The sequence below is a fragment of the Paractinoplanes durhamensis genome, from assembly GCF_016862175.1.
Taxonomy (GTDB): domain Bacteria; phylum Actinomycetota; class Actinomycetes; order Mycobacteriales; family Micromonosporaceae; genus Actinoplanes; species Actinoplanes durhamensis.
This window is the reverse complement of record NZ_BOML01000034.1, coordinates 35422-50472: the sequence shown is the minus strand read 5'-3', so window position 1 is coordinate 50472 and position 15051 is coordinate 35422. Positions and strand designations below refer to the sequence as shown.

13 protein-coding genes are annotated in these 15051 nt (G+C 71.6%); 5 read left to right on the top strand and 8 right to left on the bottom strand.

The window, feature by feature from the left end; translation table 11 throughout:
- Positions 1-13 precede the first annotated feature (13 nt).
- Positions 14-1558 (top strand): AfsR/SARP family transcriptional regulator, encoded by a 1545-nt coding sequence (locus Adu01nite_RS20795; protein ID WP_203728576.1) that lies wholly within the window; start codon positions 14-16, stop codon positions 1556-1558.
- Here Adu01nite_RS20795 and Adu01nite_RS20790 read toward each other — a convergent pair whose 3' ends face one another.
- From Adu01nite_RS20790 to Adu01nite_RS20775, 4 genes are read right to left on the bottom strand one after another with little or no spacing between them, the layout of a single operon-like run.
- Complete coding sequence (locus tag Adu01nite_RS20790; RefSeq protein WP_203728575.1) at positions 1559-2158, bottom strand: GTP-binding protein; 600 nt, start codon at positions 2156-2158, stop codon at positions 1559-1561.
- Complete coding sequence (locus Adu01nite_RS20785; protein WP_203728574.1) at positions 2139-2525, bottom strand: DUF742 domain-containing protein; 387 nt, start codon at positions 2523-2525, stop codon at positions 2139-2141. The genes Adu01nite_RS20790 and Adu01nite_RS20785 overlap by 20 nt, the downstream gene beginning before the upstream one ends.
- A complete protein-coding gene (locus Adu01nite_RS20780; protein WP_203728573.1) occupies positions 2515-2937 on the bottom strand; it encodes a roadblock/LC7 domain-containing protein in 423 nt (140 codons plus the stop codon). Before Adu01nite_RS20780 ends, Adu01nite_RS20785 begins: the two co-directional genes overlap by 11 nt.
- The gene (locus Adu01nite_RS20775) at positions 2934-5777 is read right to left on the bottom strand and encodes a sensor histidine kinase (RefSeq protein ID WP_203728572.1); all 2844 of its coding nucleotides are present in this window, start codon (positions 5775-5777) and stop codon (positions 2934-2936) included. Before Adu01nite_RS20775 ends, Adu01nite_RS20780 begins: the two co-directional genes overlap by 4 nt.
- A 291-nt stretch (positions 5778-6068) precedes the next feature.
- Here Adu01nite_RS20775 and Adu01nite_RS20770 point away from each other — a divergent pair, with 291 nt between their 5' ends.
- Together Adu01nite_RS20770 and Adu01nite_RS20765 are read left to right on the top strand one after the other, a co-directional pair.
- Entirely contained in the window at positions 6069-6701 is a 633-nt protein-coding gene (locus Adu01nite_RS20770) for a hypothetical protein (protein ID WP_203728571.1), read from the top strand.
- A 14-nt stretch (positions 6702-6715) separates the two neighbouring features.
- A complete protein-coding gene (locus tag Adu01nite_RS20765; RefSeq protein WP_203728570.1) occupies positions 6716-7810 on the top strand; it encodes a hypothetical protein in 1095 nt (364 codons plus the stop codon).
- 178 nt (positions 7811-7988) lie between these two features.
- Here the strand turns inward: Adu01nite_RS20765 and Adu01nite_RS20760 are convergent, their stop codons facing one another.
- Together Adu01nite_RS20760 and Adu01nite_RS20755 are read right to left on the bottom strand one after the other, a co-directional pair.
- The gene (locus tag Adu01nite_RS20760; protein WP_203728569.1) at positions 7989-8504 is read right to left on the bottom strand and encodes a hypothetical protein; all 516 of its coding nucleotides are present in this window, start codon (positions 8502-8504) and stop codon (positions 7989-7991) included.
- A gap of 325 nt (positions 8505-8829) precedes the next feature.
- Positions 8830-10707, bottom strand: a complete 1878-nt coding sequence (locus Adu01nite_RS20755; RefSeq protein WP_239132579.1) for a M48 family metallopeptidase — start codon at positions 10705-10707, stop codon at positions 8830-8832.
- A gap of 145 nt (positions 10708-10852) precedes the next feature.
- On the opposite strand from Adu01nite_RS20755, the gene Adu01nite_RS20750 reads away from it, so the two are divergent.
- Complete coding sequence (locus Adu01nite_RS20750; RefSeq protein ID WP_203728568.1) at positions 10853-12055, top strand: cytochrome P450; 1203 nt, start codon at positions 10853-10855, stop codon at positions 12053-12055.
- Here Adu01nite_RS20750 and Adu01nite_RS20745 read toward each other — a convergent pair.
- Complete coding sequence (locus tag Adu01nite_RS20745) at positions 12052-13521, bottom strand: beta-N-acetylhexosaminidase (RefSeq protein ID WP_203728567.1); 1470 nt, start codon at positions 13519-13521, stop codon at positions 12052-12054. The genes Adu01nite_RS20750 and Adu01nite_RS20745 overlap by 4 nt on opposite strands.
- Before the next feature lie 25 nt (positions 13522-13546).
- Between Adu01nite_RS20745 and Adu01nite_RS20740 the strand changes: the two genes are divergently transcribed.
- A complete protein-coding gene (locus Adu01nite_RS20740; RefSeq protein ID WP_203728566.1) occupies positions 13547-14098 on the top strand; it encodes a GNAT family N-acetyltransferase in 552 nt (183 codons plus the stop codon).
- 136 nt (positions 14099-14234) lie between these two features.
- On the opposite strand, the gene Adu01nite_RS20735 is transcribed toward Adu01nite_RS20740, so the two are convergent.
- Positions 14235-14993 carry an SGNH/GDSL hydrolase family protein gene (locus tag Adu01nite_RS20735; protein WP_203728565.1) on the bottom strand — a complete coding sequence of 253 codons (759 nt, stop codon included), beginning with the start codon at positions 14991-14993 and terminating at the stop codon, positions 14235-14237.
- Positions 14994-15051 lie beyond the last annotated feature (58 nt).

Sequence of the window (15051 nt, the reverse complement as noted above, 5' to 3'; positions counted from 1 at the left end):
GAATGACGGCCGCGTGGGCGCGCCACTTCGGTTCGAGATCCTCGGCGAGGTGCGGGTGTTGCGCGACAACGTCTCGCTCCCGCTGGGCCCGGCCAAACAGCAGGCCGTCCTCGCCGTGCTGCTGCTGCAGGCGGGCCGTCCGGTGCCGACCCACCAGATCGTCGACGCGGTCTGGGGCGACGACCCGCCGGAGAACGGTGCGAACGTCGTCCAGAAATACGTGGCCGGGCTGCGCCGCGTGCTCGACCCCGATCGGGCCCCGCGCACCCCGGGCGAGTTGCTCGCCCTCACCGGCAGCGGCTACCTGCTGCGGGCCGAGGGCCGGGTGGACGCCGACGACTTCCAGGCCACCATCACCCGGGCCGAGGCCGAGCAGGCCGCCGGGCAGCCCGCCGCCGCCTCCGCGACCCTGCGCGGCGGGCTGGCGCTGTGGCGGGGCGAGGCGCTGGCCGGGCTGACCGGGCCGGTCTTCGACTCGGCCCGCACCCGGCTGGCCGACACGCGGGCCACCGCCTGGGAACGCTGGGCCGAGGTGGAACTGGCCCAAGGGCGGTCGGCCGCGCTCATCGGCGAGCTGGCCCGGCTGATCGAGGAGTTCCCGCTGCGCGAAGGGCTGCGCGCCCAGCAGATGCTGGCGCTGCACCAGGCCGGGCGGCAGGCGGAGGCGCTCGCGGCCTATCGGGACGCGCGGGAGTTCTTCCTCGACGAGGTCGGTGCCGAGCCGGGCGAGCGGATGCGGGCCGCCCACCTCACCATCCTGCGCAACGACGGCCCGGCCTCGCCGGCCCCGGCGATTCCCGCGCCCCGGCCCGCGCCGGTGATACCGCCACCGCCGGATCCGATGCCGATGCCGATGTACGTGCCCGAACCGCCGCGCTACCTCCCGCCCCGGCGGGCCTTCCACACCGCGTTGGAGATCGTCTTCGCGCTGATCGCACCGTTCTTCACGTGCGGCGTGGCCGGCTGGATCTACCTCACCTACGCCGGGATCCGGCGCCGCAACCCCTGGCACGTCGTCGCGGCCGGCACCTACCTCGCGCTGGTCGTGATCGGATTCTTCGTGTTCACCTTCATCGACCCGTTCGGGACGATGGCCACCATCGACAGCGACGAGATGAGCACCGGCGACAACATCGAGATGCTCTACTTCGTCAGCCTCATGGTGATCACCGCCGTGCACAGCGTGATCGTGGCCAGCAAGGCGGACGGCTACTACCGGCGGGACCAGGCCCGGCAGTTCGCCGCGTTCGCCCCCGACCGGGCCCGGGAGGTCGGCATCGGCCGGCCCGACCTGCACATGCGCCTGATCGACGACGGCGGCCTGATCGACCTCAACCACGTCAGCGGGCCCGAGCTGGCCCGGGTGGCCCGGCTGCCGGCCGAGGTGTGCCTGGCGATCGAGCGGGACCGGCAGGCCCGGGGCGCGTTCTACCGCCCCGAGGACCTCGTCGCCCGAGGGCTGGCCGACCAGCGCACGGTTCGCCGGCTCAGCTCCCGGTTGATCTGCCTGCCGCCCGGACCGGCACCGGTCGCGGCGCCCTGGCCGGTGCCCCGCTGATCAGCGGGACCCGGCCGACGCGAGTTGGCGCCGCGCAACATACTCAACCAGCTCGATCAGGACGTTGCGGGCGCCCAGCGGCTCCCGCGCGTCGAACAGCACCACCGGGACGCCGGGGTCGAGGTCGAGGGCCCGGCCCACCGCGTCCGAGGCGAAGCGCTGCTCGGCCTCGAAGCAGTTGACCGCCACCACGAACGGCGTGCCGCGCTGCTCGAAGTAGTCGATCGACGGGAAGCAGTCGGCCAGCCGCCGAGTGTCGGCCAGCACCACCGCGCCCAGCGCACCCTGCGACAACTCGTCCCAGAGGAACCAGAAGCGATCCTGCCCGGGCGTGCCGAACAGGTAGAGCTGCAGATCCTCGGTGATCGTGATGCGGCCGAAGTCCATCGTCACGGTCGTGGTGGTCTTGCTCTCCACGCCGTCGACACGGTCGGCCCCCTCGACACCGGTGAGGATCTCCTCGGTCTGCAGCGGGCGGATCTCGCTGACCGATCCGACCATGGTGGTCTTGCCGGCGCCGAAGCCACCAGCAATCAGGATCTTGAGCGCGACCGGAATGCGCGACGATGCGCCGTTGCGGTCAGAGCGCACGGAGTCCATTGACAACCGCCTTGAGTACGTCGACATCGTGCGGCCGGGACGCCGCCGGGGGTTCGTACATCGAGATGAGCCCTGCCGAGCGTAGATCACCCAGCAAGACCCTGACCACGCCGACCGACAGGTCGAGCGTGGAAGCCAGTTCGACGACCGGGATCGGCTCCCAGGCCGCGGCCACGATGGCGTGGTGCTCCGGCTGCAGCCGGGCACCTGGACGACTCTCCGTCGTGGTCGCCACGACGAAGGCCATCATGTCGATCGCGCCGCCGGTCGGTGCCACCCGTCCCTGCGTCACCGCATAGGGACGAACCACCGGTCCGGCGTCGTGGTCGAGCCAGTCGTGCGCGATGCGCGGCGGGTCAGCCGGCATCGGAGGGTGCCACCGCCGAGCGTTCCGGCGCCCGCAAACTCTGGCCGACCCGGGTGACCAGCATCGCCATCTCGTAGGCGATCAGGCCGAGGTCGGCGTCGCTGGAGGCCACCACGGCCAGGCACGCGCCCTGGCCGGCCGCGGTGACGAAGAGGAAGGCCGACTCCATCTCGACCACCGTCTGCCGCACCGGCCCGGCCCGGAAGTGCCGGCTCGCGCCCTTGGCCAAACTCTGGAAGCCGGCCGCCATCGCCGACATGTGCTCCGCGTCCTCACGCTTCAAGCCGGCGGAGGCGCCCATCATCAACCCGTCGGCGGACAGCACCACCGCCTGCTGCGCGGTCGGCACCCGTTCGACGAGATCGTCGAGGAGCCAGGCGAGGTTCGCGCTCTGGTTGGTCGTCTGCGTCACTTTGCGTCCTTTTCCGGCCTGGTCACAGGGTCTTGCTCGGCATTGCCCGCGCGGTCGCCAACCGCGTCGGGCGATGCGGGTGCCTCCCCGTCGGCGATCGCGACGTTCACGATCGCCGGGAAACTGACGGTAGCCGCATCCTCGAAGGACGCGCCTCCGGGAGATCCCCCGTTGCCCGGATTTATCGGCTTCGGGCGATCTTCAGACTCGACGTATTTGGACGCATCGATGCGCCCGCGGGTCGTGCCGTGCTGCAACGCACTCATGATGCTGCGGATCTGCTCCGGCGAGCGGATCGGCATGGTCGGCTCGTCCGACTCGGCCGAGGCCGGGCGGCGCAGCTGCGGCACCAGGTTGGCCTGCCGGACCCGTTTGGGCAAGCCGTCGTCGCCGGCCGCCTCCGCCGCCGCGTCCGACGGCGGTGCCGACGTCGGGGCCACGAACATCGGGGCCGCCGAGATGGGCGCCACCGGTGAGGGCGCCGGCGGGTGGGTGCCGGGGAACAGCGGCGCCGACGACGTCGGGGTCACCGCGGCGGTCTTCGACTTCCGGACCGGCCCGGGCGGCAGGGCCTGGGTGGTCTCGGCCGGCCCTTTCTCCACCGGGGCGGTTGCCGGCCGGCCGGATGATCGGCGCATCCGCCGGCGCTGCACCAGGCCATCAGCGCTCAGTCCGTCCGCGACCGACGACGGCGTCGGTCCGCTCGGCGCGGTGTCCGGCAGCTCCTCGGCGACCGGCTCCCGTTGAGCCGGGATGGCGCGCGGCTTTGGCTCGGCCTCCTGGAGTGCCCGGGTGATGCCGTTGATGGTGATCGGCTTGCCGCCGGCGGTGAGCTCCAGCAACTGCTCGGCGCCCTGCCACTGCAACGCGGCCAGCGAGCGCCGGGACGGGTCCTGGTGGCCGGAGCCGACCAGCGGGCGGTCCGGGCCGGACGGCAGCTCGGCCGGGCCGGGGGAGGTGACCACCAGCTCGCCGGGGACCAGCACGATCGCGGTGACCCCGCCGTAGCCGGACGGCCGCAGCGACACCCGGATGCCGTGCCGGTTGGCCAGCTGGGCCACCACGAACAGGCCGAGCCGGGCGCTGTCGGCCGGGTCGAAGTCGGGCGGCTCGACCAGGCGGCGATTGGCCTCGTCGATCGCGTCGTGGGTCATGCCGAGGCCGCGGTCCTCGATCTCGATCGCGTACCCGTTCGGCAGCACCTGGCCGGAGACCTGCACCCGGGTGTGCGGCGGGGAGAAGGAGGTGGCATTTTCCAGAAGCTCGGCGAGCAGGTGGATGACGTCGCCGACCGCGCGGCCCAGCACCGCCGAGGACTCGACCGCGCGGATGTCGATCCGCTTGTAGTCCTCGACCTCACTGATCGCGCCGCGGACCACGTCGATCACCGGGACCGGGTTGCGCCAGCCCCGGCCGGGCGCGGCGCCGGCCAGGATGACCAGGTCCTCCGCGTGCCGCCGCATCCGGGTGGCGAGGTGGTCCACGCGGTACAGATCCTCGAGCTCCTCCGGCTCCGTCTCGCGGCGCTCCATCCGGTCGAGCAGGGCGAGCTGGCGGTGCAGCAGGGTCTGGCTGCGCCGGGCGATGTTGAGGAACACCTCGTTGAGGCCGCGCCGGACGTTCGCCTCCTCGACCGCCGACTGCACGGCCGTACGCTGCACGTCGTTGAAAGCGTGGCCGAGCTGGCCGATCTCGTCCCGGCCGTACTCCAGCGGGGGTGTCTCGACGTCGACGTCGACGTTCTCGCCGCGCTGGAGACGGCGCACCACGTTGGGCAGTCGCTCGGTGGCCATCTCCAGCGCCTCGCCGCGCAGCCGCCGCAGCCGGCCGACCATCGACCGGCCCACCCGCACCGAGACGGTGACCGAGACGGCGAAGGCGAGCAGGCCGAGCAGGGCGGCCGCGAGCAGGCGCAGGATGATCGTCAGGGCGAGCGACGAACCGCGGTCGGCGAGCGCGTCGATCGCGTCGTTCTCGAAGTCGCGCAGCTGCTCGGCGGACTTCTCGAAGGCCGGGTGCCAGCTGTCCGCGCCGACCGGGCTGAGCTCGCCCGAGCGGCTCTGCAGGATCAGCCTGTCCATCATGCGGTTGAGCTGGACGAAGGCGTCGCCGGCGCTGAGCTTCTGGAATTGCGCACGGCTCGCGTCGGGCATGTCCTCGACACCCTGGGCGAGCAGGAACCGGGCGGTGCCGACGTCCTGCATCATCGCCGCCCGCAGCGGGTCGGTGAAGTGGCCGCTGACGGTGGCGCCGGCCAGCAGCGAGTCGACCCGGCTGAGGTATTCCTGGCCGCGGCTGACCGTGGACAGCGCGCGGATCTGCCGGTCGATCTCGTCGTCCGGGAAGGTCGCGGTGGCCGCGAACATGTCGAAGCCGGCCTGGATCATGCCGTTGTAGAGGTTCTGCGCGCCGATCGGGTCGAGCGTGCGGGTGTCGACGTGCGAGCGCTGCGCGGGCAGGGCGCCGATCTCGGTGAAGAACTGCTCGATCCGGCGGCGCAGGGTGCCGCTCTCGTTGCTCCAGGCGTCCCCGCCGCGGGTGGCCGACCGGAAGTCGCTGATCGCCCGGTCGGTGGCGGCCCGCTGCTGGGTGAGTTGACCGACCGAGGCGCTCGAGTCGGCGAGGAACTGCACCGTGAGGCGGCGCTCCCGCTGCAGCTCGCCGACGATGACCTCACCCGGGTTGCCGATCGTGTCGGCCAGGTTGCGCGCGGACAGCAGGCTGAGCGCCGGGCCGGTGGTTTGCGCGGTCGCGAAAATCCACAGTGCGAGCAGCGCCACCAACGGCACGGTGACCATGGTGATGATCTTCGAACGGATCGACCAGTTGCGGGTTCTCATCAGGCTCCGCCCGAGGGTTGGCAGGTTCCGGCAACGCGACCGGAAAGCTACCGGACGTCACCGGCCGCGTGCGCCTTCCGGAGAATACGTAAAACCTTCACCCGGAGCCACCATCCAGGAACTGAAATATGAGTTAACTGTCCTAATTGTCCTGGGAGATTGGCATCCTGGAGAGCCCGCTCGCACAGTCGTGCATGTGACAGACCCGCAACAAGACTCCCCGGACCGGAGGAAAGGGGATTGACGACCGGCAGTGAGTGGGCATATCGGCAGTGAAGAAGGAGGAGGCCGATGTCCCCCATACTCACCATCGTCCTGATCATCGTCGTCCTGGTGGTCATCGCCGCGATCGTGTACGGCGTGCAGACCGGTAGACGAAAGAAGCTGCAGAGCACCTTCGGGCCGGAGTACGACCGCGTGGTGGCCGACACCGGCAACCGTAACGAGGCCGAGAAGGAACTGCGCGAGCGCGAGAAGCGGCACGCCGAACTGGAACTCACCGAGCTCACCCCCGAGTCGCAGGCCAAGTACCGGGCCGCGTGGGAAGAGGTGCAGATCCAGTTCGTGGACGACCCGACCGAGGCCGTCGGCACCGCCGACGAATTGGTCACCCGGCTGATCGCCGAGCGGGGCTACCCGACCGGCGAGTACGACGAGCGGCTCGCCGACCTGTCCGTCGAGCACGCCAACACGCTCCAGCACTACCGCGACGCCCACGAGATCAGTGAGCGGAGCAAGGACGGCTCGGCCAGCACCGAGGACCTCCGCCTCGCCCTTGTTCACTACCGGGCGCTGTTCGGCGATCTGCTCGGTACCCACCCGGTGTCGACTCCTGCTACTACTGAATCCGTTCCCGATGAAGCGCCGGCGCCCGCTCCCCGTACGGCCGCCGACACCGACGCCGCCACCGACACGAGCCGCTGAGGGAGTCACCTGCCATGAAGTTCTTCTCCAACGAGGCCAAAGAGAACGAGCCCGGTTACGACCGTTCGGACGTCGCCACGTCCGAGCACGCCGTGCCCCAGCAGCGGGCCGGTTCGCCGTGGAACGACACTCCCGGCGACCCGGCCCCGGACTACCGCTCCGACAACGCCGAGAACGCCGAGAACGGCGACAACCCGGACGGCGAGCTCGCCGACCGGGAGCGCCGGGACGGCACGGACGAGTACACCGACGAGCGCTCGGACGAGTCGGTCACCACGACGTACGGCCCGGACGGCTCGGTGACCACCTCGGACGAATCGATTGACGACGCCGTCCGCCCCGAGGACGACACTCTGCGCACCGAGGACGACACCCTGCGCGCCGAGGACGACACCGACAAGGACGAGGCGCTCAAGAACGAGGGGACGTTCGACAGCCCGGAGGCGGTCGAGCCGACCACCGGCGAGACCCTCGAGGACTCCGCCGACCGGAATTCCGACCACTTGGATTCCGACGACCTGGATTCCGACGACTTGGATTCCGACGACGACCGGGACGGCGACGGCGTGCCGGACTCGGTCGAGGCGCACACCGACGAGTCGGAGTCCGACAAGGATGACGACGAAGTTGACCTTCCTCTTGCCGAGCCGGTTGCCGAGGAGTCGGTCGTCGAGGACGAGCGGACGGACGAGGTCAACGGCGCTCCCGTGGCCGTCGACACCGAGCCGGTGCCGGCCCTCGTCACCCCGGTGGAGTCGGACTCGGACGTGAGCGAGGACGAGGCCGAGGCGACCCCGGTCGTGGCCGCCGTACCCGTCGCGGCCGCCGCCGCGACCCCCGGCAGCGTGCCCGAGCCCACCGTGGATCGGCTCTTCGCCGACGGCGACTCGTTCGCCGAGCGGTTCCGGGAGATCCAGCTGCGCTTCGTGGACAGCCCGAAGGAAGCCGCCGACGACGCCGCGGTGCTGGTCGGCGAGGCCGTCGACAGGCTGACCGCCGCGCTCAACTCGCAGAAGGACTCGCTGGGCGGCGACTCCGACGACACTGAGCAGCAGCGCGTCCGGCTGCGCGGCTACCGCGACCTGCTCAACCGGTTGACCAGCCTCTGACCGGCGCAACGCACCACGGAAGGGGAGCCTCGGCTCCCCTTCTTCGTGCCCGGCTTCGTGCCCGGCTTCGTGCCCGGCTTCGTGCCCGGCTTCGTTTATGGGTCGCACAGCGAGACGGCAGTGCGGATTCGCACTGCCGTCTCGCTGTCGTCCTGCTGCCGTTTGCGGAAACCCCAGGTCAGCCCAGTGCCGAACCGGCGGCGATCCCGCCGCTTTCGCCGCTCTGGGTCAGCCCCGCGCCCGGACCGGCCGGGCCGCTGCTGCCGACGGGCGGCGGGTCGGGCGCCGCGGTGGGCCGGGTGGTGCTCTCGGTCGGCGGCGTGGCCGGGGTGGTCGTGGACTCGGTGGGTGGCGTCGACTGCGGATCGGTGGCCGGCGCGCTGCTCGGCGACGCGGAGGTCGCGGCGGGCGACGGCGAGGTGCTCGTGACGGACGGCGTCGGCGACGCCGACCTGGTCAGCGGCAATATTTTGCCGCGCGGTGTGCCCTGCACCTCGGGCTCGTCCCCGAGTGGGCTGTCGCCCGCGCCCGTCCCGCCGACCAGGCGGTCCGGACCGGAAGTGTGCTCGCCGACGACTGCCGGTGGCTTCGACGGCGCGACCTCGACCGTGCTGAGCCGCACCCCCAACCACATCGCCGGACCCAATCCCACCGCGACGATCGCCCCGAAGAGCGCCGCGGGTCCCCGATCCATCAGTGACCTCCCCCGTGTCAAGACGATCATCCGGCCACATCCCGGCACATCACTACCCATTTCCGGAAACGGCAAGCGAACAACCGCTGAGGCTATTGTGACTGAAGGTGATCGCCTGGTTGCTCATTCGTCGCGGATGAGACGCCTGACTTGGGTCACGGAACCGCAGGTGCGGAAGTTCAGGCTGGGCAGTGCCGGTTTCGGCGCAGTCTGGAACGCGCCAGGATGCTCTTGACCGACGCGGGCCGACTCTTGATCAACGGACGGCTTGGCTCGTGATCAACGGGCGGCTTGGCTCGTGATCAACGGGCGGCTTGGCTCGTGATCAGCGGGTGCTGGTGAGGAACGCCACAGCGTCGTCGAGCGCCGTCCAACCGCCCGGCAGCTCGTCGGAGTCGAGGGCCGTCCGGACATTGATCGTGCCGCCGTCGTGCAGGTTCATCGCCCAGGAACGGCGGCCGTTGCGGTTCGCCGACGCACCGGCCAGATCGGTGAACGGCACGAACCGGCTGACGCCCTCGGCGGGCGCCTCGCGGCCGGCCGGGCTGCCGTCGGACAGCACGCCGTCGGCGGCCAGCCGGCTGAGCCGCCGTTTCGCCTCGCCGTTGCGCGAGCGCGGCAGGCCGGGCACCAGCACCAGGCCGGTCTCGACGATCAGCAGGTCGCTGCGCACGCCGTCGACCAGCACATTGACCACCCCACCGATCACCGGAACCCGGGCCGGCGGCCGGGTGCCGGCCGCCGCGGCGGCCGCCGGGTCGATGCCCATCGCGGCGATCCGCTCCCGGGCCTCGGCGACCGTGGCCGGGTCGGTGACCAGCTCGGCGGCGCCGGTCAGGTCGAGGTGCGAGCCGTCGGCCGCGACCACCTCGGCCGTGCCCATCCAGCTGTGCCGCCAGCGGGCCACCCCGCCGTGCAGCGCGGCCAGCGCCAGCAGCAGGGCGATCAGCTCGGCGATCCGGGCGGTCGTCTCCTCGGCCGGCAGGTCGTCGAAGACCGTCTCGGCGATCTTGCGGAGGCGGCCGTCGGTGGCGAGGTCGAGCACGTCGGACGCGCCGGTCACCGGGCTGCCGGCCACCCGGGAGACGGCCCGCAGCGACGCATCGGCCTCGCGCTCCATCTCGGCCAGCCGGGCGGCGCCGAAGAACTCGTCCCACCCGGTGACCGTGCGCCCGGCCGGCGGGAACGCCACCAGCTGCAGCGCCTTGCCCAGGCTGGGCAGCTCGGGCAGCAGATCGCCGGCCGCGGCCGGCTCGGCCCGGTCGGGACCCTCGATGGTCAGCGCGGACAGCGCGGCCAGCCGCTCGGGCAGCGGCGGATGCGGGTCCCACTCCCCCGGCGCCTCCGGCTCGACCGCGCGCAGCATGGCCAGGTCGTCGGCGCGGGCCGCCAGCACCCGCAGGAAACCGCCGAACACGTCGTCCGGCACGAAGCCGGACTGCCAGCCGGGGCTCAGGTATTCCGCGTGGAAGAGCTGCTGCAGGCCCTCGAGAGCCGGGCCGTCGCGCAGCACCCCGGCCGCGGCCCGGCCACCGGCGAACTCGGCCGCGATCCGGTCGGCGAGGAGCTCCTGCTCGCGGGCGAACGGTGCGTCGACCCGGTGGAACCAGCGGGCGTAGGCGCGCAGCGCCGGGCCGGCCGGGCTGCGCCGCGGGATGCGCGGCACGATGCGGCCCAGGGCACCCCGGCCGCGGTAGGCCATCGCGGCGAACCGGCCCAGCTTGGGCGACCCGTGCGCCAGCTCGTGCGCGACCGCGGCCCGCAGCCACGACTCGTCCCAGGCCAGCAGGACCGGCATGCCGATGAACAGCTCGCGGCGGCCGCCGAGCAGGCCGGTCAGCCGGACGTGCTCGACCAGGGTGACCGCGGCGCCGGCCACCACCGTCACCGCGTCGGGCGCCTTGACCCCGGCAGCGGTGGCCGCGTCGTCGATCATCGCCCACAACGCGGGCGCGTCCTTTCGGGTGACGGCCACGCCGGCCAGGCTCGGGCGGCGCAGCCGGAGGGCACGAACCGTCGCATACCACAACAAACCCGCAGTAGCGATCACGAGCGGGAGCGCGATCCGCACCGCGGCGGCGCCGGGCAGGACCTTCAGCACCAGCAACACGATGAGCAGCGCCGCCATCACCTGGAGCCACGCCACCAGCAAAAACCCGGCGAACATGGCTGCGGTGACCGTCGCCCGGTTGCCGTCGCGCACCCCGACCTCCGTCGTCTCTACCCAACAGGACGGGGCACAGCCTAAAACGGCCCACCGACACAAACGCCAGACGCGGAGTCCGGTGGCGGGAAGAATTAAGGAAATCTTGCGCGCCGATTCCAGGCAGTCATGGAAGGGGATACGGATGGCCACGGTGGGCCTCGACCAGACCCTCGCCATTCCGATCAAGGGCTACGCCTGGTTGCCGGATCTGCGGCGGCGCACCCACGGGCAGCCGACGCCGATGCGGGTGCTCGGCCGGCCGGCGGTGGCGATCGGCGGGCCGGCCGCGGCCCGGTTCTTCTACGCGGACGGCAACATCGAACGGCACGACGCGATCCCGGGGCTCGACACCCTGTTCGGCCGGGGCGCGGTGCACACCCTCGACGGGCGGGCGCACGAGCTGCGCAAGGCCCTGTTCGTCGCGCTGCTCGCCGGCGACGGCGTGGAAACCCTGGCCAAGCAGGTGGGCGGGGCGTTCGACGAAGCGGCCGACGAGTGGCGCGGTGGACCATCTTTTTCACTGTTCGACGAGGTCGCCCGGGTCATTGCGGTGGCGGTGGGCCGCTGGGTGGGCGTACCTCAAAATGAGCGTGACCGGAACGCCCTGGCCCGGGACATGGTGGCGATGGTTGATGGGTTTGCGGCCGCGGGGCCGCGCCAGGCGCGGGCCCGGCTGGCGCGACGGCGGCGGGAGCGTCGGTGGGCTCGGCTTATTGCGGATGTACGCCGTGAAGAGCCTGGTCCGACCGCGTTGTCGGCGATCGCGCACCACACCGCCGACGGTTATCTCCTGGACGCTCGGACCGCGGCCGTCGAGCTCATCAACATCGTCCGGCCCGCTACCGCCGTCACCTACCTGGTCTCCTTCGCGGCGCATGCGATGGAGCGGTGGCCGCGGGTCCGGGCCCGGCTGGCGAGCGATGATCGGTATGCCCTCGCGTTCGTCCACGAGGTGCGGCGGTTCTACCCGTTCGTGCCGTTCATCGGCGGGCGGGCCGCCCGTGACCTGCACTTCCAGCGGACCGACATCCGGCCGGGCACTCTGGTGCTGCTCGATGTCTACGGTCAGCACCACGATCCGCGGGTCTGGCCGGAGCCCTACGAGTTCCGGCCGGAGCGGTTCCTCGACCGGCCGGTCGGCGAGTTCGAGCTGATCCCGCAGGGTGGCGGCGACCCGCGCGCCGGGCATCGCTGCCCGGGCGAGCAGATCACCGTCGCGCTGCTCGGCACGATCGCGCAGCGGCTGGCCCGGCTCGAGCACTACCTGCCGCCGCAGGACCTGTCGATCTCCCTGGGGCGGATCCCGGCCCGGGTCACCGACGGGCCACGGATCGTGGTCGCCTAACCTTCCCAGTCGATCTCCGGGGAACGGTGGAAGTTGACGCCCTCGGCGGTCCAGCGTGGGCCGAAGCCGGCCAGCCGGGCCCGGAACGACGACCAGTCGCGGGCCGCTCGCGGGGTCCAGCCGATCTCCGCGATCGCCAGCAGCCGGGGCAGCGCCATGAACTCGATGTCGGCCACCGAGCGCAGGGTCTCCGACCAGAGCGGGGCCTCCACGCCGAGCAGCGACTCCTCGCCCACGCCGGGCAGCCGGACGGCCGGGTCCCAGTCGTAGGACCGCTCCACCCCGACCACGCCGGCCCAGTCGAGGCCGAGCGGGCTGTCCTTGTCGTACTTCATGTCCAGGTAGCTGCGGTCGGCCGGCGACATGATCACCTGGTGGCCGGTGCGGGCGGCCCGGGCGACACCGTCGTCGGCCGGCTCGACCCGCCAGTACTGCGGGACCGCGGTCGGCGGCAGGTCGACCGCGGCCATCTCGTGCCAGCCGACCACCCGCTTGCCGTACTTGCCGACCATCGGCAGCACCCGGGTCAAGAAGGTGCGGTAGTCCTCGGGCGGGGTGGAGAACGCCTCGTCGCCGCCGATGTGCAGGAACGGGCCGGGGGTCAGGGCGGCCACTTCGCGGATCACGTCCTCGACGAACGCGTACGTCTCCTCGCGGTTCGCACACAGCGAGCTGTAGCCGACCTCGGCGTCGGTGCGCGGGCCGACCGGCTCGCCGTCGCAGGTCAGCTCGGGGTAGGCGACCTGGGCGGCGTTGACGTGACCGGGCAGGTCGATCTCGGGGACGATCGTGACGAACCGGCGTTCGGCGTAGGCGACCAGGTCGGCGTACTCCGGCCGGGTGAGGAAGCCGCCGCCGGCGCCGTCGACGCCGGTGCCCTCGGCGCCGCCGATCTCCGTCAGCCGGGGCCAGCCGGGGATCTCCAGGCGCCAGCCCTGGTCGTCGGTGAGGTGCAGGTGCAGGTGGTTGATCTTGAACTGGGCGATCGTGTCGATGTAGGAGCGGATCTCGGCCGGGGTGAAGAAGTGGCGGGCCAGGTCGAGCATCGCGCCGCGATAGGCGAATCTCGGCTCATCTTCGATGGTGCCGCCGGGGACTACCTCTATTTCCGCGGCTTCCGCGGCTTCCGCGGGCAGGAGTTGGCGCAGGGTCTGGACGGCGGCGAAGAGGCCGCTTCCGGTTCCGGCGCGGAGCGTCACGCTCTCGGCGGTGATGTCGATCCGGTACGCCTCATTTTTGTCGTACCCCTCGAGCAGAATCCTGATCGAGCCGCCGTCCCGGGTCACCGGCACGGGGTGGCCGGTGGCTCGCCGCAGCAGCTGGGCCAGCTGTTCGGCGATGTCGGCGGCCTCCGGGGCAGCGCTCACCGAGACCGTGGGAGACAGGTGGAAGTTCGCGGCCGGGTCGGGCCGCACCGAGACCGGGAGGGGGATGACGTCGCCGAGCCGTCTCAAGGTTGCGCGCACCAGAGAAACCTTAAACTGTCTTTCCATGTCGATCACGACCCGTCGGGCCGAGCTTTCCGATACCGACCTGCTGCATGACCTCGCCGCGCGCACGTTCGGGCTGGCCTGCCCGCCTGGCACGCTGCAGAGCGACATCGACGCGTTCATCGCGACGAACCTGTCCCGGGAGAGTTTCCGCGACTATCTGGGCGATCCTTCGCGGATCATCCTGATCGTGGCGGATGAGGGGGTCGCGGTGGGCTACTCGATGCTGATCGGCGGGCCGATCGGTGACGCCGACGTGGCGGCGGCGGTCGCGGGCTCGATCGGGGACAAGCCGAGCATCGAGCTGAGCAAGTTCTACCTGGCGCCGGAGCGGCACGGGTCCGGGGCCGCGGCGGCGCTGATGACGGCGACGCTCGCGGCGGCGGCCGGCACCGGGGTGGAGTTCTCCTGGCTCGGGGTCAACCAGCGCAACGAGCGGGCCGCGAAGTTCTACACGAAGCACGGCTTCGACGTGATCGGCGTTAAGCGGTTCCGGGTCGGCGAGGTCTGGCACGACGACCACGTGCGGCTGCGCGCCCTGCCACCGGCCTGACCAGCCTTTGTCTGACCGGTCTGACCGGTCTGACCGGCCTGACCGGCCTGACCGGCCTTTTGTCTGACCGGTCTGACCGGTCTGACCGGCCTGACCGGCCTTTTGTCTGACCGGCCTGGCCCGCGGTCCGGCCCTGTCAGGCCGGGATCTTGATCGGGGTCCAGTCGAGGTATTTGCCGGTGCGGTTGTCGCCGGAGGACTGGCCCCGGACCCGGCGGTTCAGCCAGGGCAGGACGTGCTCGCGGTAGTAGCCGGCCTCGGTCAGCACCCCGCGCCGCTCGTCCGGCCCCGCGTCGATGACGTGCGCCTCGGTCGTGTGGCCGAGCGCCGCCAGCACCAGGCCGGCGACCCGGCGGTGGCCGTTCGTGTTCAGATGCAGGCGGTCCGCCGACCAATATCCGGCGCGGCGGATCTCCACGTCGTGGAAGACGTCGACGAACGTGATGCCGTCCCGGTCGGCGAACTTCGCGACCTCGGTGGTCAGCTCCTCGCCGCGACGGCGCATCATGCTGCCGAACGGGAGCCGGGCCGACGGGTCGGCGCCGCTGAGCAGCACCACGTGCACACCGGCGTCGGCGCACCGGGCCAGCGCCTGCTCGGTCAGCTTGACCAGCCGGGGCATGTCGCCGCCGGGACGCATCATGTCGTTGCCGCCGCCGTTGAGCGACAGCATGGTGGGCGCCGGCGTCAACGCCAGGGCCGCCGTCAGCTGGTCGTCGACGATCGACTGCAGCAGGCGCCCGCGGATGGCGAGGTTCGCGTACTCGATCGTCTCGTTCTGGCCGGCCGCCAAGCCGGCGGCGACGAGATCGGCCCAGCCCCGCTGGGTGCCGTCCGGAAGTGGATCCCCGAGGCCTTCGGTAAAACTGTCCCCGATCGCCACATACCGCGTCACCACGTCCCCCTGTCTGCCGCGGCATGATCACCGCGGCCGCCCGATCCGAGGCTATCGA